17 protein-coding genes are annotated in these 18911 nt (G+C 66.1%); 8 read left to right on the top strand and 9 right to left on the bottom strand.

Going from position 1 to position 18911, the window contains the following annotated elements; genetic code table 11:
* Positions 1–59: 59 nt before the first annotated feature.
* From HNE04_RS01380 to HNE04_RS01355, 6 genes are read right to left on the bottom strand one after another with little or no spacing between them, the layout of a single operon-like run.
* Positions 60–1193, bottom strand: coding sequence for a HupE/UreJ family protein (locus HNE04_RS01380; protein WP_172216048.1), 1134 nt, complete (start codon positions 1191–1193; stop codon positions 60–62).
* A complete protein-coding gene (locus HNE04_RS01375; RefSeq protein ID WP_235964704.1) occupies positions 1190–2386 on the bottom strand; it encodes a tetratricopeptide repeat protein in 1197 nt (398 codons plus the stop codon). The genes HNE04_RS01380 and HNE04_RS01375 overlap by 4 nt, the downstream gene beginning before the upstream one ends.
* A gap of 5 nt (positions 2387–2391) precedes the next feature.
* Positions 2392–3021: a uracil phosphoribosyltransferase gene (gene upp / locus HNE04_RS01370; RefSeq protein ID WP_172216047.1), complete on the bottom strand. Its 630-nt coding sequence runs from the start codon at positions 3019–3021 to the stop codon at positions 2392–2394.
* A gap of 51 nt (positions 3022–3072) precedes the next feature.
* Entirely contained in the window at positions 3073–4341 is a 1269-nt protein-coding gene (locus HNE04_RS01365) for a URC4/urg3 family protein (RefSeq protein ID WP_172216046.1), read from the bottom strand.
* 3 nt (positions 4342–4344) lie between these two features.
* Positions 4345–5586: a GTP cyclohydrolase II gene (locus HNE04_RS01360; protein ID WP_172216045.1), complete on the bottom strand. Its 1242-nt coding sequence runs from the start codon at positions 5584–5586 to the stop codon at positions 4345–4347.
* Positions 5587–5626: 40 nt separating this feature from the next.
* Positions 5627–7132, bottom strand: a complete 1506-nt coding sequence (locus tag HNE04_RS01355) for a helicase HerA-like domain-containing protein (protein ID WP_172216044.1) — start codon at positions 7130–7132, stop codon at positions 5627–5629.
* 66 nt (positions 7133–7198) lie between these two features.
* Between HNE04_RS01355 and HNE04_RS01350 the strand changes: the two genes are divergently transcribed.
* The 6 genes from HNE04_RS01350 to rlmH are packed head-to-tail and all read left to right on the top strand — an operon-like array spanning position 7199 to position 11859.
* Positions 7199–7924 carry a YebC/PmpR family DNA-binding transcriptional regulator gene (locus HNE04_RS01350; protein WP_172216043.1) on the top strand — a complete coding sequence of 242 codons (726 nt, stop codon included), beginning with the start codon at positions 7199–7201 and terminating at the stop codon, positions 7922–7924.
* Positions 7925–7937: 13 nt separating this feature from the next.
* Positions 7938–9233: a phosphoribosylamine--glycine ligase gene (gene purD / locus HNE04_RS01345; RefSeq protein ID WP_172216042.1), complete on the top strand. Its 1296-nt coding sequence runs from the start codon at positions 7938–7940 to the stop codon at positions 9231–9233.
* Between the two features lie 7 nt (positions 9234–9240).
* Positions 9241–10155, top strand: a complete 915-nt coding sequence (gene hemF / locus HNE04_RS01340; protein WP_172216040.1) for an oxygen-dependent coproporphyrinogen oxidase — start codon at positions 9241–9243, stop codon at positions 10153–10155.
* The gene (nadD, locus tag HNE04_RS01335; protein ID WP_235964703.1) at positions 10152–10760 is read left to right on the top strand and encodes a nicotinate-nucleotide adenylyltransferase; all 609 of its coding nucleotides are present in this window, start codon (positions 10152–10154) and stop codon (positions 10758–10760) included. The genes hemF and nadD overlap by 4 nt, the downstream gene beginning before the upstream one ends.
* Positions 10760–11395, top strand: a complete 636-nt coding sequence (rsfS, locus tag HNE04_RS01330; RefSeq protein WP_172216038.1) for a ribosome silencing factor — start codon at positions 10760–10762, stop codon at positions 11393–11395. The genes nadD and rsfS overlap by 1 nt, the downstream gene beginning before the upstream one ends.
* On the top strand, positions 11392–11859 hold the full coding sequence (gene rlmH, locus HNE04_RS01325; RefSeq protein ID WP_172216036.1) for a 23S rRNA (pseudouridine(1915)-N(3))-methyltransferase RlmH: 468 nt from the start codon (positions 11392–11394) through the stop codon (positions 11857–11859). Before rsfS ends, rlmH begins: the two co-directional genes overlap by 4 nt.
* Positions 11860–11865: 6 nt before the next feature.
* Here the strand turns inward: rlmH and HNE04_RS01320 are convergent, their stop codons facing one another.
* A complete protein-coding gene (locus tag HNE04_RS01320; protein WP_172216034.1) occupies positions 11866–12699 on the bottom strand; it encodes a phosphate ABC transporter substrate-binding protein in 834 nt (277 codons plus the stop codon).
* 91 nt (positions 12700–12790) lie between these two features.
* Between HNE04_RS01320 and HNE04_RS01315 the strand changes: the two genes are divergently transcribed.
* Together HNE04_RS01315 and rng are read left to right on the top strand one after the other, a co-directional pair.
* A complete protein-coding gene (locus HNE04_RS01315; RefSeq protein ID WP_172216744.1) occupies positions 12791–13393 on the top strand; it encodes a Maf family protein in 603 nt (200 codons plus the stop codon).
* Positions 13394–13400: 7 nt separating this feature from the next.
* Positions 13401–14876, top strand: coding sequence for a ribonuclease G (gene rng / locus HNE04_RS01310; RefSeq protein WP_172216032.1), 1476 nt, complete (start codon positions 13401–13403; stop codon positions 14874–14876).
* On the opposite strand, the gene HNE04_RS01305 is transcribed toward rng, so the two are convergent.
* Positions 14873–17158 carry a glycosyltransferase family 9 protein gene (locus HNE04_RS01305; protein WP_172216030.1) on the bottom strand — a complete coding sequence of 762 codons (2286 nt, stop codon included), beginning with the start codon at positions 17156–17158 and terminating at the stop codon, positions 14873–14875. The two genes, rng and HNE04_RS01305, sit on opposite strands and share 4 nt — an antisense overlap.
* Positions 17155–18888 carry a lipid A export permease/ATP-binding protein MsbA gene (gene msbA, locus HNE04_RS01300; protein WP_235964702.1) on the bottom strand — a complete coding sequence of 578 codons (1734 nt, stop codon included), beginning with the start codon at positions 18886–18888 and terminating at the stop codon, positions 17155–17157. Before msbA ends, HNE04_RS01305 begins: the two co-directional genes overlap by 4 nt.
* Positions 18889–18911: the final 23 nt, after the last annotated feature.

The raw sequence follows: 18911 nt of genomic DNA, 5'->3' as shown, positions 1-18911 counted from the left end.
CGGTGAGGTAGCTTGTACAGGCTAGATGGATTGCGGGTCAAGCCCGCAATGACACCTCCTCAGGCCGGTGCGAGATCGAAGGCGCGCTCGATGAACCACCAGGCGGCGACCAGGGCGACCATGATCGAGCCGACCGTCAGCACGCCTGCCCGGTAGAACCGCGTTTCACGCAGGTTGAATGCCAACGGCAGGAATGCGGCCACGATAGCCAACTGGCCCAGTTCGACGCCCACGTTGAAGCCCACCAGCGCCAACACCAGCGCGTTTTGCGGCAGGCCCAGGTCGGCCAACACCGAGGCGAAGCCGAAGCCGTGGATCAGGCCGAACACGAAGGCCAGCACCCAGCGCCTGCGCTCGATGGTGCCGCGCAAATTGTTCAGCGCGGCCAGCACCACGGACGCGGCGATCACCGATTCCACCAGGCGCGAGGGCAGGGAGATGACCTGCAAGGCCGCCAGGCTCAACGTGACGGAGTGCGCCAGGGTGAACGCCGTGACCACCTTGAACACTTCCATGGCGGCGCCACGCAGGTCGCCGACCGGTTGCCAGCGGCCTTCCCGCCGCACAACCACGGCGGGCAGCAGCAGGGCCAGCAGGAACAGGATGTGGTCGAAGCCGATCCAGATGTGCCATACGCCTTCGACGATGTATTGCCGCAGCGTCTGCCAGGCGTCGGGTGCCTGCAGGGCCAACCTTTGTTCGGCCGACTCTGTGGCGAAGACCAGGGCCTGGGCGGCATCGCCGCCGGGTGCGATCCATTGCACCAGACCGCGATGCGAAGGGTCCACATCGAACAGCAGCGAATAGCGGGCCTTGAGGTTTCCCAGCAGGCTCTCGCAGCGTGCTGTGAGCGTGAGCACGGCGTAGGTGCCGTCGCTGTGCTTGTCCAGCATCAGCGGGCCGGCCGATTCGACCGGGCAACCCTTCTCGCCCGAGGAAAGCTCCAGGTGGCTCGTGGCGTAGCGCGCGATGTCGTCGCCGCGCTGGCGCACTTCGCCCCAGGTCAGCTCGCCGTTGCCGTCGCGGTCCAGCTGCAGAACGTAATCGAGGTCGCGCAGGGCGATGTCCCAGCGCACGGATACATCCGAGCTGTCGGCGGAACCGCGCAGGGTGAGATAGCTGTCGCTGGGCTTGTGGGCCCAGGCCGCGGTGTGCAGCAACAGCGCGGCGAGGATGGCGAGCCAACGCATCATCGCTTGGCTCCCAGTGCAACCAACTGGTCGGCCAGGGGCGCCAGAACCGGGTCTTCGTACTTGTTGGTGCGCAGCCAGTCCAGCGCCGGTTGGGCAGCCTTGGTTTGCTTGGCGGCGATGGCGGCGCGGATCAGAATTTCCGCGTCGCGCGGCTCCTTCTGGTCCTTGTAGTTGCGCTGCGCCAGTTCCAGCGCCTTGGCCGGGTTGCCCTCGATATCGAGTTCGAAGCGCGCGGCTTCCTGCTCGTGCAGCCGGTCGCCGCGCTGCGCCGCCGCGGCGAAGCGGTCACGCAGCTGGGCGGCCCAGCCGGCGGCGCGCGGATCGTTCAGCGCGCGCCCGGCCAGGGCCAGGCGCAGCAACAGGATGTCCGAACGTTCCCAGCCGGCCAGCAGCGTCAGCACTTCGGCGGGCCGCTTTTTCTGCAAGAGGAAGTCGGCGTAGGCGCCCAGCAGGAACTGGTCGGTGACGCCCAATTGCAGCGCTTCCTTGAAATGCGCTTCGGCGTCGGGCCAGCGTTGCAGGCGCATCGCCATTTCGGCCAGTCGTGTGCGCACCCACAGCGCGAGTTCGGGCGCTATCGGGCCAGCGGCCGCCAACGACTTGCCCAGGGCCTCGTACGCCGGGGCCAACTGCCCCGTGCTGGCCTGGACATAGGCAGTGCATCCCTGGGCGTGCAGCGGATGGGCCAGCGGAACGAGACGCGTGCACTCCGACAAGGCGTCGTCGTAGTTGGCCTGCACCATATGGATGGCCGAACGCCATGCGGTGGGTTCCACCAACTGCGGGTCCAGCTCCCTGGCCTTGGCCAGGCTTTGCAACGCGCCCGCGAAGTCATGGCTGTACTGCTGGATCAGCCCGCGCACCGTCCAATAACCGGCATTGCCGGCGGCAGACTGTGCCACCGGCGCGATAGCAGCGGAGGCGTAGCCCACATAGCGCGGATCGCCCTGGGCCATGGCCAGGTCGAAGTAGCGCCTGGCGATCTCCAGGCGCAGCGGTATATCGTTGGGCTGCGCCGCCAACTGCTTGCGCAGCGAATCGACGCGGCGCACGGCCGGATCGTTGCTGCCACTGGGCAGGCGTTCGACCACCTCGCTGTCGCCGGCGGGAGTGAAGGGAGCAGCGGCTGTGGTAATCGACAGGCCGAGGAAGAGGATCGCGGCCAGCGGCCGCGCCAGAAAAACACTCATCATGGGGTCTATTTGGTACCGAAGATGCGGTCGCCGGCGTCACCCAGGCCCGGCAGGATGTAGCCGTGGTCGTTGAGCTGTCGGTCGATGGCGGCCGTGTAGATCGGCACGTCGGGATGGGCGCCTTGCAGCGCCGCGACCCCTTCCGGGCAGGTGAGCAGGCATACGAACTTGATCGACTTGGGACGCAGCTCCTTCAGCCGCTCCACGGCGGCAATGGCGGAGTTGCCGGTGGCGAGCATCGGGTCGACGACGACCACGTCGCGCTCGTGCATGTCCTGTGGCATCTTGAAGTAGTACTCGACGGCCGTGAGGGTCTTGGGGTCGCGGTAAAGGCCGATGTGGCCGACGCGCGCGCCCGGTACCACGCTGAGCATGCCGTCCAGGATGCCGGTCCCGGCGCGAAGGATGGACACGAACACCAGCTTCTTGCCGTCGATGACCTTGGCCTTGGTTTTTTCCAGGGGGGTCTCGATCTCGACCTCCTGCATGGCCATGTCGCGCGTGACCTCGTAGGCCATCAGCATCGCGAGCTCATTGAGCAGCCGCCGGAAACTGTTGGTGCTGGCCTCCTTCTTGCGCATCAGGGTCAGCTTGTGCTGCACCAGCGGATGGTCGATCAGGTGGACGTTGCTCAATTCGATTTCCTCATCATGGATTGCGGATCAAGTCCGCAATGGCAGCCCAATTCAAAATACCGTTCCGTCACTCGCCACGTTCAGTGGTGGCAGGCCGCCGCGATGGCGCTGTGCCAGTTCACGGCCGGCGGCCCAGGTTCCGCCTTCCAGTACGCAGGCCAACGGCAATTGGGATTCACTCAATCGTAACTGCTGGCGAACGGCGTGGGCTATCTCGTCCAGCAGCGCCACGGTCATGGCCCGCCATTCCACGATGATTTCGTCGCCCGGCTGCCAGATTTCCTTAGCGGCCGCCTCGTCGCGAAGTACCAGCAGGCCGCTGTCGATCAGGAGGCCCCCGTTGCGGTATTCCGGCAGGCCCGTCAGGCCATCGAGCCCGCGCACTTTGACGCCGCTCCATTCGAAGGGCTCCAGCAGCGAATAGGTCATCCACTGCGACAGCTTGTGGAAGGGCATCCAGCCATCGGTCAGGCCTTCTCCGCGCACCGCGGAGTGGCGCCAGCAATCGCCCAGCGGCACCGCGCCGATCGAATTGCTCGCCGGCCAGATCCCGGACAGGCTGATCAGGAGCTGCGAAAGGATGTCGTGGGCCACTACGTCGGCGGTGTGGGGAACATCCGGGCCCAGGGGGCTGATGATCATGTCCATCAAGCCGCCGGGCCGCCCGTCCTCGCCGAAGACCTCCGGCTGCTCGGACATGACCTCGCCGAGCCGCCGCAGCAGGATGGCGCGCTCTTCGATTCCAACCAACGGGTTGTGCTCGCCCACCTGAAACGCCGAGGCAAGGTGATCGGTAACCAGGCCGCGCAGGCCCGCTGAGTCCGCTTGACAGGGCCGGTTCTTGTCGCTTGAGAACAAGCCGGCGGTGAAAGCATGGAAGCTCGCCACGCCCAGGCCTTCGGAGCGGGTAAAGGTCTGGCCGGTGGCGGGCTCCACGTATTTCCACTCAGGTCCCGCGCCGGCGTCGAGCAGCACGCTCACCACCGCCAGGTCGATCATGGCGTGGCCGCGCGATGCGAGCGGCAGGCCTTGGAGCAGCCGGTCCAGCTCGGCCTTGCGATTCACGCCGCCTGCTTCGAAATGGCGCCAGCGGCTGTGAAAGGGGATGTGCAGCTTGGGATAGCGCTTGCGCGTGGCCGCGACCACCTCATTCGCCGCGGTCCCCAGGAAGCCTTCGTCGACGATGAACCAGGGCGATTCGCCCTGGCGGGCCCGCGTCAACAACTGCTTGGCACGCTCGCGGATGGCGACGGTCGTGCGCAGGGCGGACGCCGCTTCTTCGGCCTCCGCTTGGTGCGAACCCAGATGCGTGCTGCCCATGCGCTACAACCCCCGGCCTTTGGTTTTCTTGAGTTCCTCGGCGTCGGGGACGGCGCCGGGCGTGAAGTAACCCGCAGCGACCTTGGCATCCATCTCCACTCGCGCGTCGGCCGGAATCAGCTCATCGGGGATGTTGACGCGTTCGCCAATCTCTATGCCCGAGCCGGTGATGGCGTCGTATTTCATGTTGCTCATGGACACCAGGCGGTGGATCTTCTTGACGCCGAGCCAGTGGAGCACGTCGGGCATCAGCTCCTGGAAGCGCATGTCCTGCACGCCGGCCACGCATTCGGTGCGGGCGAAGTACTGGTCGGCGGTGTCGCCGCCCACCTGGCGCTTGCGCGCGTTGTAAACCAGGAACTTGGTCACCTCGCCCAGGGCCCGGCCTTCCTTGCGCGAATACGCGACCAGGCCGACGCCGCCGCGCTGCGAGCCCTGGATGCATTCCTCGATGGCGTGGGTCAGGTAAGGGCGGCAGGTGCAGATGTCTGAGCCGAATACGTCCGAGCCGTTGCACTCATCGTGCACGCGCGCCGTGAGTTCGACATCGGGGTTGGCCAGATCGCGCGGGTTGCCGAAGATATAGATGGTCTGCCCGCCGATGGGGGGCAGGAACACTTCCAGGTCGCTGCGGGTCACGAGTTCGGGGTACATGCCGCCCGTTTCCTCGAACAGCACGCGGCGCAGATCGGCCTCGGAGCAGCCGAAGCGCTTGGCCACGCCCGGCAGCCACCACACCGGCTCGATCGCCGCCTTGGTCACCATGGCGGCGCCGCCGGCCGTGAGCACCTTGCCATCGGCCTTGAGCCGGCCCGCCTGCAGGCCTTCGATGACCTCGGGCAGGATCACATGGGCTTTGGTGACGGCGATGGTGGGCCGGATGTCATAGCCGGCCGCCAGCTCGGTGGAGAACACGTCCGCCACCAGGGCGCCCCAGGGATCCAAACTGACGATCTTGCCGGGATCGCCCCACTGCGGGTACGGCCCGATCACGTCGGTGGGCGAGGTGTTGGTGAGATCGGCCTTGTGCTGGCGCGAGAGGGCGCCCGACGCGACGGCCAATGCGCGATAAACGCTGTAAGAGCCGCTGTGCGTGCCGATGACATTCCGATGGCTGCGCTGGGTGGTGGTGCCCACGATGGGCCCGCGCTCCGCTGCCGTGGGCGCGCCCCAGACGATGGGCAGCGCGCCGTAGCCGCCGGCGTGCGAGGTCAGTCGGATGTGGCGAGGTGCTTCGATGGACATAAAAGGCAATGTACACCCGTGCAGGGCCGCGCAGGGCCGTTCAGCGCCGTTTGCTTCCCAGGATGCTTCCCAGAACGCCGCGCACGATCTCCCGGCCGACGCTGCTGCCGATCGTTCGAACCGCGGACTTGGCCATGCTCTCGGCCAGCCCCTCGCGCCGCCCGCCGCGCGGCCCGGTGGACCCGAACAGGATGTCGCCCAGGCCGCCCATCACGCCGCCCGATCCTTCTGCGCCGGGTTTGGCCGCTGCCGCCTCGGCCTGCGCCTGCTCGGTGCGCACTTTTAATTTCTCGTGGGCCGATTCGCGGTCCACGGTCTTTTCGTACACACCGGCGACGAGCGAGTTGGCCAGCAAGGCCTGGCGCTGAGGCCCGGTGATCGGTCCGATCTGGCTGCCCGGGGGCAGCACATAGGCGCGCTCGGTCACGCTGGGGCGGCCCTTGGCATCCAGCAGGCTGATCAGCGCCTCGCCGACGGCCAGCTCGGTGATCGCGGTTTCGATGTCCAGCCCGGGCTTTTGCCGCATGGTCTGGGCGGTCGCCTTGACGGCTTTCTGGTCGCGCGGGGTGAAGGCCCGCAGCGCATGCTGCACCCGGTTGCCCAGCTGGGCCAGCACGCTGTCGGGGATGTCCAAGGGGTTCTGCGTCACGAAATACACGCCCACGCCCTTGGATCGCACCAGCCTCACCACCAGCTCGATGCGCTCGACCAGCACCTTGGGCGCCTCATTGAAGAGCAGGTGAGCTTCGTCGAAGAAGAACACCAGCTTGGGCTTTTCGGGGTCGCCGATCTCGGGCAGCTGTTCGAAGAGTTCGGACAGCATCCACAGCAGGAAGGTCGCATACAGACGCGGCGAGTTCAAGAGCTTGTCGGCAGCCAGGATGTTCACCACGCCCTGGCCGGACGCGTCGGTCTGCAGGAAGTCGGCAATGTTGAGCATGGGTTCGCCGAAGAACCTGTCGCCGCCCTGGGCTTCGATTTGCATCAGCCCACGCTGGATGGCGCCCACGCTGGCGGCACTGATGTTGCCGTAGGCGGTGGTGAATTCCTTGGCGTTGTCGCCCACGTACTGGAGCATGGAGCGCAGGTCCTTCAGGTCCAGAAGGAGCAGGCCGTTGTCGTCGGCGATCTTGAACACCAGTTGCAGCACGCCGGCCTGGGTCTCGTTGACGTTGAGCATGCGCCCCAGCAGCAAAGGGCCCATGTCGGACACCGTGGCCCGGACCGGGTGGCCCTGCTCGCCGAATACGTCCCACAGCGTGACGGGGCAGGCGCGGGGCTCGGAAGGCGTGATGCCGCGTTCCTTCAGCAGCGCCGCCAGCTTCTCGCTCACAGACCCGACTTGGCTGATGCCGGTCAGGTCGCCCTTGACGTCGGCCATGAACACCGGCACACCGATTTTCGAGAAATTCTCGGCCATGGTTTGCAAGGTCACGGTCTTGCCGGTGCCCGTGGCGCCGGTGATCAGGCCGTGCCGGTTGGCCAGGCCCGGCAGCACATGGCACTCGGTTTGCGCGTTTCTGGCGATCAAGAGGGGTTCAGCCATGGTTGAAAAGTAAAATGGGGGATAGCGCCAATATAGCGCCGACTAGAAACAAAGAAGGGGTCCCCAGTGGCCGGACACAGTAAATGGGCAAACATCCAGCACCGGAAGGGCCGCCAGGACGAAAAGCGCGGCAAGGTCTGGACCCGGGTCATCCGTGAAATCATGGTCGCGGCCCGCCTGGGCGGCGGCGACTTGGCTATCAACCCGCGCCTGCGCCTGGCTGTCGAGAAGGCCAAGGCCGCCAACATGCCGGCCGATACCGTCAAACGCAACATCGACAAGGCCACCGGCAACCTCGAAGGCGTGCAGTACGAGGAAATCCGCTACGAGGGCTATGGCATCGGCGGCGCGGCCATCATCGTGGACACCATGACCGACAACAAGGTGCGCACCGTGGCTGAGGTGCGGCACGCGTTCAGCAAATACGGCGGCAACATGGGCACCGAGGGCTCGGTCGCCTTCCAGTTCAAGAAAGTGGGCCAGCTCATCCTTGCGCCCGGCACCAGCGAGGACAAGGTCATGGAAGTGGCGCTCGAAGCGGGCGCCGAGGACGTGGTGGCGGACGAGGACGGCGCGATCGAAGTCATCACCGCTCCGGCGGACTTCGAGGCGGTGAAGAATGCGCTCGAAGCTGCCGGGCTGAAACCTGAAGTGGCCGAGGTCACGATGCGCCCCGAGAACACAATCGAACTCACGGGCGAGGATGCGGCGAAAATGCAGAAGCTGCTCGACGTGCTGGAAGACCTGGACGACGTGCAAGACGTCTTCCACAACGCATCCCTCGAACAATAACAATAAGGACTAAATGAAAGTACTCGTGATCGGCGGCGGCGGCCGGGAACACGCGCTCGCCTGGAAGCTCGCGCAATCGCCCAAACTGCAAGCGGTCTATGTCGCCCCCGGCAACGGCGGGACGGCGCTCGATGGCCGGCTTGAAAACGTAGCCATCACCGACATCCCGGCGTTGCGGCAGTGGGCGCTGAAAGAGAAGATCGTCCTGACGGTGGTTGGCCCTGAAGCACCGCTGGCAGCGGGCGTGGTCGACGATTTCCGCGCCCACGGACTGCGGGTGTTCGGACCGACCCAGGCGGCCGCGCAGCTGGAAAGCTCCAAGGCGTTTTCCAAGGCCTTCATGAAGCGCCACGGTATCCCCACCGCCGAATACGAAGCCTTCACCGACCCGGCGGCAGCGCACGCGTACGTGGACCGGAAGGGCGCGCCCATCGTGGTCAAGGCCGACGGCCTGGCGGCGGGCAAGGGCGTGGTCGTGGCCATGACGGCGGCCGAAGCCCACGAAGCCATCGATTTCATGCTGCTGGACAACAAGCTGGGCGTCACGCATGTCACAGGAGAAGACGGACAGGCGGCGCCGCGCGTCGTGATCGAGGAGTTCCTGCAGGGCGAAGAAGCCAGTTTCATCGTGCTGTGCGACGGCAAGAACGTCACCGCGCTGGCGACCTCGCAAGACCACAAGCGCCTGATGGACGGCGACCAGGGACCCAACACCGGTGGCATGGGTGCCTATTCGCCCGCGCCGGTCGTGACGCCGCAGATTCATGCCCGTGCCATGCGCGAGATCATCTTGCCCACCATCAAGGGCATGGAGAAAGACGGCATCACCTACACCGGGTTTCTCTACGCCGGGCTGATGATCGACCCCAAGGGCGCAGTGAAGACACTCGAATTCAACTGCCGCATGGGTGACCCTGAAACGCAGCCGATCATGATGCGGCTGAAGTCCGACCTGTTCGACGTGATGATGGCCGCGACGTCCGGCGCGCTCGACCAGGTGGAGCTGGAATGGGACCGGCGGCCGGCCCTGGGCGTCGTCATGGCGGCTGCGGGCTATCCGCTCAATCCGCGCAAGGGCGACGCGATCACGGGCCTGCCGCAGCCGACCGAAGATGCGGTCGTCTTCCACGCGGGCACGGTGCGAAAGGACGGAGCCACGTTGACTGCGGGTGGCCGCGTGCTATGCGTGACGGTGCTGGCCGGCAGCGTGAAGGAGGCGCAGCACCGCGCCTATGAGGTCGCCCAAGGCATCCATTTCGATGGCGCCCAGTACCGGCGCGACATCGGGCATCGGGCCGTGCGCAGCTGAGGTGGGCATGACCAACGTCGACATGGTGCGCGAATACCTGCTGGACTTGCAGGATCGCATCACCACGGCTTGCGCACAGGTCGACGGCGCCAGCTTCGTGCAGGACAAGTGGAACAAGGCCAAGGACGAGCCGCTGCAGGGTGATGGCATCACGGCCATCCTGGAAGGCGGCCAGGTGTTCGAGCGGGCGGGTTGCGGGTTCTCGCACGTGGTCGGCCCGCGCCTGCCGGCCTCGGCCACGCAGAATCGCCCCGAGTTGGCCGGCGCTCCGTTCGAGGCGCTCGGCGTTTCGCTGGTGTTCCACCCGCGCAATCCTTACGCGCCCACGGTCCACATGAACGTGCGCATGATCACGGCGGCGCCGCTGAACGGCGGCGAATCGGTGTTCTGGTTCGGCGGCGGGATGGACCTGACGCCGTGCTACGGCTTCGAGCAGGACGCAGTGCATTTCCACAGCGTGTGCAAGAAGGCGCTGGAGCCCTTCGGCGCCGACAAATACGGGCGCTTCAAGACCTGGTGCGATGACTATTTCCACCTGAAGCATCGCGACGAACAGCGCGGCATAGGCGGCATCTTCTTCGACGATTTTGCCGACGGCGGCTTCACGAACAGCTTCGCGCTCATGAGTTCGGTGGGCGACGCGTTCCTGGACGCCTATCTTCCGATTTTGAAAATTCGCAAGGACACGCCCTACGGCGAGCGCGAACGGGATTTTCAGCTGTACCGGCGCGGCCGTTACGTTGAATTCAACCTGGTGTGGGACCGTGGCACGCATTTCGGATTGCAGTCCGGCGGTCGCACCGAATCCATCCTGATGTCGATGCCGCCCCTTGCCAGTTGGGCCTACCAACGGCAAACCCGCCCCGGCTCGCCCGAGGACGACCTTTACAAGAAGTTTCTGGTGCGAAGGGACTGGCTTTGACGGCAGTCGCGATGCGCCTCGGGGTCTTCGGTGGAGCCTTCGATCCGCCACATGTGGCCCATGTGGCGCTCGCCCAGGCCGCCGTCGAACAGTTGCAGCTGGACGAATTGCGAATATTCCCCACCGGACAGGCTTGGCACAAAGCACAGTCGCTCACCCCGCCTGAGCATCGGCTGGCGCTCGCCGAGGTTGCCTTCGGCGGCCTGCCGCAAACCGTCATCGACGACCGCGAGCTGCGGCGTCCCGGGCCGACCTACACCATCGACACCTTGCGCGAACTCAAGGCCGAGCACCCGGCGGCCCAGCTTTTCCTGGTCATGGGCGAAGACCAGGCGATTTCGCTGACCCGCTGGCGCGAGTGGGAGGCCATCGTGCAGCTTGCGATCATTTGCGTGGCGGGCCGCCCGTCGGCCCAAGCGCATGCAGGATTGCGGCCTCCGGGTTTGCCTGCCCAGGCCGAATTACGGCTGCTGCGCCTGCCGAGCATGACCGAGAGCGCCACCGAAGTACGTGGACGCGTGGCACAGGGTCAGGGCATCGCCCATCTGGTCCCGCCGGGCGTTGCAAGTTATATTGAGCTACATAACCTTTACCAACCTGCCTGATGACCCAAGAAGCCGCCGCAAGAAAAGATACGCAAAAACTCCAGAGAGCCATCGTGGACGGCCTGGAGGATGTGAAAGCGCAGGACATCACTGTTTTCAACACCGAACATCTGTCGCCCCTGTTCGAGCGCGTGATCGTTGCCTCGGGCACCTCGAACCGGCAAACCAAGGCGCTGGCCGCCAGCGTGCGCGACTCGGTGCGCGAGGCCGGCTTCCCCAAGCCACGCATCGAGGGCGAGGAAAACGGCGAGTGGATCATCGTGGATTGCGGGGCCGCTGTCGCCCACATCATGCAGCCGGCCATCCGGCAGTACTATCATCTCGAGGAAATCTGGGGCGACAAGCCGGTTCGCCTGAAGTTCGGCGCACCCAAGCCGGCGATGCCCCAGCCTGAAAAACCCGCGGCGAAGAAAGCCCCCGCCAAAAAGGCGTCCGCGAAGAACAGCCCATCGGGCAAGACTGCAGCAAAGGCAACTGCGAAGAGGACGGGTACGGCAAGTAAGGCAGCATCTGCCGGTACGGCCCGAGCCCCTGTGAAACCGGTGGCAAAGGCGCCTGCGAAAAAAGCGCCCGCCAAGAAAGCCAGCCCGGCACGCAAACCGGCGGCCAAGAAGAGTCCCACGCGCAGGGGATGAAACTCTGCGTGGTGGCGGTGGGCCAGCGGGTGCCCGACTGGGCCCAGACCGCCTGGGACGACTATGCCAAGCGCTTTCCGCCCGAACTTCGGGTGGAACTGAAGGCCGTCAAGACCGAGCCGCGTGCGTCCAAGACGTTGGAAACCCTGTACGCGGCGGAGCGTCAGCGCATCGAAGGCGCCATCCCCAAAGGCGCGCATGTGGTCGCGCTCGACGAGCGCGGCACGGCCCTGACCACCGTCGCGCTCGCGGAGCGGCTGAAGGCCTGGCAGATGCAGGGTTGCGACGTGGCCCTGGTCATAGGCGGCCCCGACGGGCTCGACCCTGGTTTCAAGCGTGCCGCCCACGAACGCGTCCGCCTGTCCGACCTGACCTTGCCGCACGCCATGGTGCGCGTGCTCCTGATCGAACAGCTGTACCGCGCTTGGTCGATCAACGCCAATCATCCGTACCACCGGGAGTAGCCGGGACTATCTCACCGGGATTGCTCCGTTGGCCAGAATCACCCGGTCGCCGTCCGCGCTCAGGGCAAATTCCAGGAACCTCGCGACCGGAGGCGAGGGCGGCGCCTTGACGACGAAAAGAAAATCACGGGTCAGGAAGTAGCGGCCGGTCTTCACGTTGTCGGCGGTAGGAGCGATTCCGTTCACGGCCAAAGCCTTGAGCTTGCCGCCACTTTGCTCGACCACCGTCATGCTGGTCATCCCTATCGAATGCATTGTTTCGGCGAGACCCTTGGCCATATCGGTGCCTCGCGCCATGACCCGGGCAGACTCTACCTCCTTCAGCTCCTTGAAACAGCCGATCTTTGCGCGAATCACCTCCGGGTCAACCTCCGTGGGAGGCCTCGTCATCACGACCACGGCCGCATCCGGCCCATTCAGCGCCTTCCAGTTGCCGGCCCTGCCGCTGTAGAGGTCACACAGCTGCGCCTCGGTCACTTCGGAAAGGGGTACTGAAGCGTTCACCGCGAACACGATCGCGCCTTTCGCGATTTCAATCGCGCGCAGATTGTCTTTCGCGAGGTCTTCGGCCTTTATTCCGTGACTTGCCAGTGCGACCTGGATCTTGCCGTCCGCCAGGGCTTTCAAACGCGCACCGGTTCCCAGGCCCTGTCCGATTTCAATCTGGGGATCAGCGGACACCTGCTGGTAGGCGATGCCGATGGCCTTGGCGAGGGGAATCATCCCGGTCGAGCCGTCCAGCACGATCTTGTTCTGGCCCCAGCAGGGCAGCGCACACAGGGCTGCCAGGATGGCCGGGGCTGCGCGCGATAAGGATGAGCGCATCCGGAGGGATGTCATGGACGACTCCTTTCCCGTTGTAGTCGGCCATGATGCACCAGCGGACCACGCACGGCAAGGAGGTGCAAGGCCCAGCTACCATCGCGTCTTGATGACCGCATTTATCTATCTCGCATCTCAAAGCCCGCGCCGGCGGCAACTGCTGGAACAGCTTGGCGTTCAACACGAGCTGCTGCTGCCCGACGACGGAGAAGACACCGAGTCCCTAGAGGCTTTGCTGCCGGGCGAGGCGCCGGCGCCTTACGTCAAGCGGGTCACCGCTCTGAAACTGGACGCTGCGCTGGCGCGTCTGCAGCGGCGCGGGCTGCCGCCTGCGCCGGTACTGTGCTCCGACACCACCGTCGCTCTGGGCCGCGTGATCTATGGCAAGCCGCAGAATGAACGCGACGCCGCCCGCATGCTGCGCGAACTTTCGGGCGCGACACACCGCGTGCTGACGGCAGTGGCCGTACAGCACGGCAAAAAACGGCGGGACGTGCTGAGCGATTCGCGGGTGACCTTTGCCGCACTCACGGCGCCCCAGATCCGCAGCTATGTGGACAGCGGCGAGCCCCTGGGAAAGGCGGGTGCCTACGCGGTGCAGGGCAGGGCGGCGGCTTACATTTCGCACATCAGTGGCAGCTACTCTGGCATCATGGGCTTGCCGATGCACGAGACGGCGCAGCTCTTGCGCGCATTCGGCTTCAAGCTATAAAAAAGACATGCAGCAGGACATCCTGATCAACTGGTCGCCGCAGGAGACGCGCGTCGCCGTCGTCGAAAACGGGGCCGTGCAGGAGTTGCACGTCGAACGCACGCTCGAACGCGGCCTGGTGGGCAACGTCTACCTCGGCAAGGTGGCGCGGGTGCTTCCGGGCATGCAATCCGCATTCATCGACATCGGCCTGGAACGCGCGGCGTTCCTGCACGTGGCCGACGTCTGGCACCGCCAGCCAGAGGGCGAGCCGCCCGGATTCGTACGCAACAGCCAGCCCCAGGTGCCCATCGAAAAGCAGGTGTTCGAAGGCCAGTCGCTGATGGTGCAGGTGATCAAGGATCCCATAGGCACCAAGGGCGCGCGGCTGTCCACGCAGATCAGCATTGCCGGCCGGCTGCTGGTGTTCCTGCCGCAAGACGACCACCTCGGTGTTTCGCAGAAGATCCCGGCTGACCAGCGCGATGCGCTGCGCGCCCGCCTGCAGGCCCTGGTCGGAGCGCAGGGTGGCGGCTTCATCCTGCGCACCAACGGCGAGGACGCCACCGACGCCGAATTGGCCGAGGACATCGCCTATCTGCGCAAGACCTGGGCCCGCGTGCGCGAGGCCGCCACCCGCCTGCCGGCGACCTCGCTGCTGCACCAGGACCTGAGCCTGCTGCAGCGGGTCCTGCGCGACCTGGTCAGCGAGGGAACCCAGACCATCCGCATCGACTCGCACGAGCAGTTCACACACCTGCAGGCCTTCGGGCGCGAGTTCATGCCCGCGGCCGCCGAACGCTTGCAGCTCTACAAGGGCGAGCGGCCGATCTTCGATCTGTACTCGATTGACGACGAAATCGCCAAGGCGCTGGGCCGCCGGGTGGAGCTGAAATCCGGCGGCTACCTCATCGTCGACCAGACCGAGGCCCTGACCACGGTGGACGTCAACACCGGCGGTTTCGTCGGCGCGCGCAACTTCGACGACACCATCTTCAAGACCAACCTGGAAGCGGCGCAGGCCATAGCGCGGCAGCTGCGGCTGCGCAACCTGGGCGGCATCATCATCGTGGACTTCATCGATATGGGGCGCGAGGACCACCGCGAGGCGGTGCTGGCGGAATTTCGCAAGCAGCTGGCACGCGACCGCGTCAAGACCATGTCGGGCGGCTTCTCGCAGCTGGGCCTGGTGGAGATGACGCGCAAGCGCACCCGCGAATCGCTGGCCCACATGCTGTGCGAGCCCTGCTCGGCCTGCCAGGGCAAGGGCACCGTCAAGACAGCGCGCAGTGTGGCCTACGACATCCTGCGCGAGATCCTGCGCGAAGCGCGGCAGTTCAATCCGCGCGAGTATCGCGTCGTGGCCTCGCCCAAGGTGATCGAGCTGTTCCTGGACGAGGAAAGCCAGCACCTGGCGGGCCTGTCGGACTTCATCGGCAAGCCGATCTCGCTGCAAAGCGAAAGCGCGATGGGCCAGGAGCAGTACGACATCGTGCTGCTCTAGGCGTTCGCCAGGATCGCTCTTGCCTCTTCGAGCACCCGTTCGGGTTTGATGTCCACCAGGCAGTCGCTGCGGCTTTGCCGGTGGTCCTCGCAGCCGGCACGGCCACAGGGCACACAGGCCAGGCTGCCCTGCAGCAACGTCACATTGCCCGCCCGCTGAACGCTCGCCGAACGGACGAACAATTCCCGGGTACTTGCACGCGCCGGCCAGGGTGCCCAGCGCATCGGATTCGTGGGACCGAAGATGGCGATCACCGGTACCCCGGTGGCCGCGGCGAGGTGCGAAACCGAGGTATCCGGCCCGATGTACAGCGCCGCGCCCTGCAAGAGGGTCACCAGTTGGTTGAAATCGAGCTGGCCCGAAAGGTCCAACAGTTGCGGTGGCGATGCCAGGATGCGCAAGGGCGCGATGCACTCCCGGTCGCGCTCGCCGGCGCTGCCGGTCAGGATCACTTGCCGCCCCTGCGCCAGCAAATCGTTCAGCAGCACCTCGAAGTGGGCGATCGGCCACTGCTTGTATGGCCACATGGACGGTGCGTGGACCACCACGGCGCCGGGCATGACTTGCGCCTGCACATTCGGTGGTAGCGGGGCGGACGCCGGACCAACGACCTCGGGCACGGCACCGTACACGTCGAGCCAGGGCGCAAGCAAGGACTGCTTCTCCGTCGTGACGTGCACGGCCCCGCGATCACCGCCGGCGACGACGACATGGTCCAGCAGCTGCTTCTTCCACCAGTTGCTGCCACCGGCCGCCGGAATGATTCCGCTGCGCCGGCTCGCCGCGAGCCAGCCCAGCAGGTGGGCCCGGTCGCCGGGATCCGTGACAAGAGCCAGGTCGTAGCGCCGCCAGACCTTGGGGACAAAGGCCCGCAGGCCGCGCCACCCGAACCGCGACGGCGACTCGATCAGGCCGTTCACGTCGGGGTTGCCGCGCAACATGCCCAGCGTGCCCTGGAAGCCGAGCACCTCGATATGGGCTCGTGGCCAGCGCCGGCGCGCGGCGCGGATCAGCGGCGTGGTGAGCAGCACGTCGCCGATCTGCCGCGTCGCGATGACCAGGATGCGGTCCACGCCGCCTGCGTGCTCATCGTTTTGGGCTGCATAGCGGTTCTCCGCCAGAAGCAAGGCGAGCAGGGCGATGTAGAGGTGCGCCTCGACGAAGTCCATCAGGAGGGAGTTGAAGAGGCAGCCCACGGCGAAGGCAAGGGCCACGCCGCCAAGCGGTCCGCTCACTTGCGGCCGCGCGTGGAGGGCTTGTCGGAAAGTGAGGCCCAGCCATGCCAGAAACAGCGAGAGCGAGACGGCGCCCCCACCAATCAGCTGCATCAGGTACTCGTTGTGCGGATTCGAAACCTCCGGCCAGTGGGTCTGCACGTAAGCCGCCGCGCTGCCTTTGGGGCTGTTCATGGCGCGAGCGGCCTGCTCGTGCGCGGCAGAGTAGTTTGCGAATCCCGCGCCCGTGACCGCGTGCCGGCGGACCAGGTCCCCGGCCACCCGCAGGAGTTCAATACGAATGCCCGTGGAGCTCAGCGTCCCGCCCGGCCCGACGGGCTGCGTCCCGGCGAGCGTCTCCTGGATGCGGGTCTGCATCGCGGCGGAGCCCATGGCGAGCGCCAATACCAGCAGCGGGCCTGCCACGGCAGCCGCCCAACGCCAACGTGGCGGGCTGTGGAGCCACGCGGCACACGACACCAGCACTATCACTACAACGTGGCCGGTTCGTCCCTCGATGGCCAGCAGCACCGTCAGGGCCATGAAGGCAGCCAGCGCCCGCGCCGGCCAGGGCCGCGCTTGGCCGCGTGCGCGCATCAGCACCAGGAATGCGCAGACGGCCAGCGCGAAACCGGCCGAAATACGCCGGCTCTCCAGTATCGGCGCCAGGCTGGGTACGAGCAATGCCACCCAATGCGCAAGGGCCAGCAACACGGCACCTGCCAATAGGGCACGCATGAAAATCAGGCGGTGCCGACCATCCTGCATCAGTGCGAGCAGCAGCGGAGCGAACAGCAACTCGTGATACCGGTTGATCGCTTCCCAGGAGGCCGCTGTCGCGCCCGTAGTCCACAGGGTATGCGCCACGATGTAGGCCAGCAGCACCAGCCCTGCGGCCATCACCGGTTCCTTCCAGGGAGCCAGGCGCCAGATGGCGTGGGCGCGCGCGAGTCCCAGAACCAACAGGACGCCCAGTGACATTGCAACCCCGGCGGGGGAGAACGGCAGGAAGAAGCCCAGCGCTCCCAGGGCCACCGCCAGTACAGCTTGCCAGACCGGCATGGTCATGTCGTCCCGAATTGCAATGCGTGCAGCCGCGCGTAGAGCCCATCCCGGACAAGCAGTTGCGCGTGGCTTCCGCTTTCGACCAGCTTGCCGTGGTCCAGCACGACGACGACGTCCGCGTGCTCGATGGTAGAGAGGCGGTGAGCCACGATGAGCGTGGTGCGCCCCGCCATCAAGCGCTGCAGCGCCTCCTGGACCAGGCGCTCCGATTCGCTGTCCAGGGCCGAGGTGGCTTCGTCCAGGATCAGAACTGGCGCATCCTTGTACAGGGCGCGGGCGATCGCCAGCCGCTGGCGCTGCCCACCCGATAGCGTCACGGCGTTGTGGCCGACCACGGTCTCGATACCCTGGGGCAAGCTTGCCACGAGTCCACCCAGGTTCGCCGCGTCGACGCAGGCAGCCAGGCGACCGGCGTCGCGAGGGCTGCCCAACACGATGTTGGCCGCCAAGGTGTCGTTGAACATGACGACGTCCTGGCTGACCAACGCGAATTGGCTGCGCAATGCGTCCAGGCGCCAGTCGGCGACGTCATGCCCATCCAGCAACACGCGCCCTTCGGTCGGCTGCACGAAGCGAGGCAACAGGTTCGCCAGCGTGGTCTTTCCCGAACCGGACGGCCCCACCAGGGCGACGACCTGCCCCGGTTCGATGGCCAGCGTGATGCCGTCGAGAGCGGGCGAGCCGTCGTCGCGATAACGCACCACGACCGACTGCAACTGGATGCGTCCCTGGGCGCGCCCCGGCGCGTGCGTACCGCCGGCTTCGGCGGGTGTCTTCTCGATCAGGTCCATGGCCCGCTGCACGGCGGCCAGGCCACGCGAGATGGGGCTGGCGACTTCGGAAAGGCGCTTGATCGGCGCGATGAGCATCAGCATCGCCGTGATGAACGATGCGAAGGTCCCCACGGTGATGCCCGCGCGGCTTTGCCATAGCGCGATGCAGATCACCGCCGACAGCGCTGCTGCCGCTAGCATGTGGGTCAGCGGAGTGATCGACGCGGACGCGACCGCGGTTTTCATGGCCAGGCGGCGCAGCGAAGTGCTCAGCGCGGCGAAGCGGCCGGCCTGCAGCGGCTGCGCGCCATGCAGGCGGACGACGCGAGCCGCCAGCACGTTTTCCTCGACCACGTAGGCCAGGTCGTTGGTGGCGGTCTGGGTGGTCCTCGCGATGCGATAGAGGCGCCGCGAGACGGTGCGAATGAGGAACGCGACACCCGGCACGATGAGAAAAACGATCAGGGTCAGCTGCCAGTTCAGGAACAGCAGATAGGCCAGCAGGGCGACGAGCGCAACGCTGTCCTTGAGCAAGCCGATGACCGCGTTGACCAGCAAGGTCGCGCCGTTCTGCACCTCGAAGACGACGGTGTTGGAAAGCGCTGTGGCGTTCTGCTCGCGAAAAAGGGACAGGCGCGCGTCGAGCAGGCGGGCGAACATGTCCTGGCGCAGCGACAGCAGGCCGCCCTGGGTGATCTTGGCCAGGGCGAGATCGGCCACGAAGCCGGCCACGCCCCGTACCGCGAACAGCAGCAGCAGGCTGGCGGGCACCATCCAAAGGGCGATGCCACCGGGTTGAAAGCCACGGTCAAGCAGCGGCTTGATCAGGGCGGGCACCAGGGGCTCGGTCGCCGATGCCACCACCGTGGCAAGCACGGCAAGAGCCCAGGCGCCGCGAGCCCGGCCGAAGTAGGGCAGGAGCCAGCGCAGGGTGGCCGTGTCTGGCCGGATCGTAAGCAACAGGCTAACCCTTCATAATCTTG

This window comes from Caenimonas soli (genome assembly GCF_013155545.1).
Classification (GTDB): domain Bacteria; phylum Pseudomonadota; class Gammaproteobacteria; order Burkholderiales; family Burkholderiaceae_C; genus Ramlibacter; species Ramlibacter soli.
The sequence above is the reverse complement of the archived record's forward strand: the minus strand, read 5'-3'. Positions and strand labels throughout refer to the sequence as shown.

Bases quoted from the DNA above. Each gene is read 5' to 3' on its own strand.
- rlmH (WP_172216036.1), top strand. From the start codon at position 11,392: ATGAAACTCTGCGTGGTGGCGGTGGGCCAGCGGGTGCCCGACTGGGCC.
- purD (WP_172216042.1), top strand. From the start codon at position 7,938: ATGAAAGTACTCGTGATCGGCGGCGGCGGCCGGGAACACGCGCTCGCC.
- hemF (WP_172216040.1), top strand. From the start codon at position 9,241: ATGACCAACGTCGACATGGTGCGCGAATACCTGCTGGACTTGCAGGAT.
- HNE04_RS01375 (WP_235964704.1), bottom strand. From the start codon at position 2,386: ATGATGAGTGTTTTTCTGGCGCGGCCGCTGGCCGCGATCCTCTTCCTC.
- rsfS (WP_172216038.1), top strand. From the start codon at position 10,760: ATGACCCAAGAAGCCGCCGCAAGAAAAGATACGCAAAAACTCCAGAGA.
- HNE04_RS01355 (WP_172216044.1), bottom strand. From the start codon at position 7,132: ATGGCTGAACCCCTCTTGATCGCCAGAAACGCGCAAACCGAGTGCCAT.
- HNE04_RS01320 (WP_172216034.1), bottom strand. From the start codon at position 12,699: ATGACATCCCTCCGGATGCGCTCATCCTTATCGCGCGCAGCCCCGGCC.
- HNE04_RS01305 (WP_172216030.1), bottom strand. From the start codon at position 17,158: ATGACCATGCCGGTCTGGCAAGCTGTACTGGCGGTGGCCCTGGGAGCG.
- HNE04_RS01380 (WP_172216048.1), bottom strand. From the start codon at position 1,193: ATGATGCGTTGGCTCGCCATCCTCGCCGCGCTGTTGCTGCACACCGCG.
- HNE04_RS01365 (WP_172216046.1), bottom strand. From the start codon at position 4,341: ATGGGCAGCACGCATCTGGGTTCGCACCAAGCGGAGGCCGAAGAAGCG.
- HNE04_RS01360 (WP_172216045.1), bottom strand. From the start codon at position 5,586: ATGTCCATCGAAGCACCTCGCCACATCCGACTGACCTCGCACGCCGGC.
- rng (WP_172216032.1), top strand. From the start codon at position 13,401: ATGCAGCAGGACATCCTGATCAACTGGTCGCCGCAGGAGACGCGCGTC.
- HNE04_RS01315 (WP_172216744.1), top strand. From the start codon at position 12,791: ATGACCGCATTTATCTATCTCGCATCTCAAAGCCCGCGCCGGCGGCAA.